The sequence below is a fragment of the Prosthecobacter sp. genome (assembly GCF_049294395.1).
Classification (GTDB): Bacteria; Verrucomicrobiota; Verrucomicrobiia; order Verrucomicrobiales; family Verrucomicrobiaceae; genus Prosthecobacter.
The window spans coordinates 1-2,170 of record NZ_JBAQCR010000179.1; the positions used below are offsets into that span (position 1 = coordinate 1).

The following is a 2,170-nucleotide window of genomic DNA, read 5'->3' on the forward strand; positions in this document are numbered from 1 at the left end:
CCCTATATATAGGGTATGAACCCGTGAACCCTGAACCCAATGGGTTCAAAATCCATTTTGAACCCAGTGAACCTAGAACCCATTGCACAGGCATCCCATAGGCTGTGACGGAGGCGGCAGTTCGCGCGGAGCCCCAAATGGGGTCAGTGTGCAAATTCTTGACAAAATCTCCGCATCACTCCGCCTCCCCAAAATGGGGTCAGGATGCAAATTCTTGACAAAATCACCCCCTTCCCCCTAGACTCCCCCCATGCCACGCAGCATCCGCATCCAGTCCGCCGGCGCCTACTACCACGTCATGGCCCGGGGAAACCGCCGGGAAGCCATCTTCCATGACGACGCCGACCGGCGCTTCTTCCTCCACACCCTCAGCCAGGCCTGCGAGATGACCGGCTGGCGTGTCCACGCCTGGGTGCTCATGGGCAATCACTACCACCTCTTCCTCCAGACCCCGGAGCCCAACCTCGTCGCGGGCATGTCCTGGCTGCAAAACACCCTCACCCGCCGCTACAACGTCCGGCACAGCAAACGGGGCCGCCTCTTTGGCGATCGCTACAAAGCCGTCATCGTCGAAGGCACCGACCCCTACCACTACCAGACCCTCCTCGACTACATCCACCTCAACCCCGTCCGCGCCAAACTCATCCGCCCCAAGGCCGGCAAAAGCGTGCTCGACTACCGCTGGAGCAGCCTCGCCGGCGGCTACGCCCTCCCGCCCAAAGAGCGCCCCAAGTGGCTCGATGCCGCCAGCGGCCTCCGCGCCTTCAATCTCGAAGACAACGCCGCAGGCCGCCGTCAGATGATCAAGCGCCTCGACCGCCTCGCCCTCAGCGAAGAACTCGCCAGCTGCGGCGTCCCCCCGCTGCCCGAGGAAGCCGACGCCCGCAGCAGCCACCTCCGCCGCGGCTGGTACTGGGGCACCCAGGCCTTTGGCGACGCCATGCGCAAGCTCGCCGCCGCCGCCGTCACCAAGCACACCCCCAAATCCCGCAACTACCGCGCCGATCCCCACGTCGCCTCCCACGGCCAGCAGCAGGCCGAAGCCTGGCTCAAGCAAGGCCTCAAAGCCGCCGGCATGAAGCCCGCCGAAGTCGCCCAGCTCAAAGGCTCCGATCCCCGCAAACTCCTCCTCGCCGATCTCCTCTGGCGCCGCACCACCGTCACCCAGGAATGGCTCGCCGAACACCTCGCCATGAAATCCGCCGCCAACGTCAGCCAGCAGCTCCGCCGCCTCGACCGCAAAAAAGTCCGCGCGCAGGCTCCGAAGGAACTCATCGCCTTTCTTGATAACGCCGAGTCACCCGAATGATGGACACTGACTCAATCGCGGAAGTTGGCATTGATGGCGAGAAGCGCCTCTTTATTCGCCCTACAAAGGCAACATTCCCCCTCATTTACCGCGAGGCCGTCGAGGTTCACTGGGATCAGGTTGGGCGATTTCTCTTCTCACCTTGCCCGCGCGAATGGACCTACCTGCATTGGTTTCAGCACATGATCGACACTGCTGAGATCCTGCATCTGACCCCAGCCACCCTATGGACGAATGTCCCCGAAGATATGCGTATCGCAATGCAGCAATGGTTCTCTACTCGTTCATCTAGCTCCGCGTAGCGGTCTGCCGCCTAAGTAGGCAGATTCGGACCGGCCACATAGGTTACAGTTAAGCGGGGTCTTATGCCCTGCCCTCCCACGACGGAACTGCGCGTGGAGTTTGGCATCAGCCGCAAGGATGGTCACAAGTGGCCGGTGAGCCATGCCAAGCGCGGCCGATGAAGATCAGAGCCGTGCTGAATCGCAAAAATTCACGCAGTTCACACCTCACCCCAAAATGGGGTCAGTGTGCAAATTCTTGACAAATTTTCTACCCTGAAATCAAGACTGCCGCATGCCTCCCCAGCATGGCCCTCATCCTCTTAGCAGTCGTCGTCAGCGAAATCGCCCCCCTCATCCGCCTCCACACCCTCGCACCCCAGCAGCATCGGCCAGCCCCACCTCAGCAAAACTCAAAACTCAAAACTCACAGCCACGCCGCCACGCATTCCCCTGCCCATTGAAAGCCCCCCCCTCCGGCTCAAGACACCCAAATCCAAATCACCAATCCCCCAGCAGAACCTCAACCCTTTTTCCTTTTTTGCGTCTTTTTGCGGCCCAATCTCCGGCTCCTTCTCCC

At 61.1% G+C, this 2,170-nt stretch carries 2 protein-coding genes; both read left to right on the forward strand.

From position 1 onward, the window contains the following. The first annotated feature begins 250 nt into the window (after nucleotides 1–250). A complete protein-coding gene (locus WAW39_RS12040) occupies nucleotides 251–1,309 on the forward strand; it encodes a transposase (protein ID WP_422319095.1) in 1,059 nt (352 codons plus the stop codon). Then, nucleotides 1,306–1,611, forward strand: coding sequence for a hypothetical protein (locus WAW39_RS12045; RefSeq protein WP_422319097.1), 306 nt, complete (start codon nucleotides 1,306–1,308; stop codon nucleotides 1,609–1,611). Before WAW39_RS12040 ends, WAW39_RS12045 begins: the two co-directional genes overlap by 4 nt. Nucleotides 1,612–2,170: the final 559 nt, after the last annotated feature.

Bases quoted from the DNA above. Each gene is read 5' to 3' on its own strand.
- WAW39_RS12045 (WP_422319097.1), top strand. From the start codon at position 1,306: ATGATGGACACTGACTCAATCGCGGAAGTTGGCATTGATGGCGAGAAG.
- WAW39_RS12040 (WP_422319095.1), top strand. From the start codon at position 251: ATGCCACGCAGCATCCGCATCCAGTCCGCCGGCGCCTACTACCACGTC.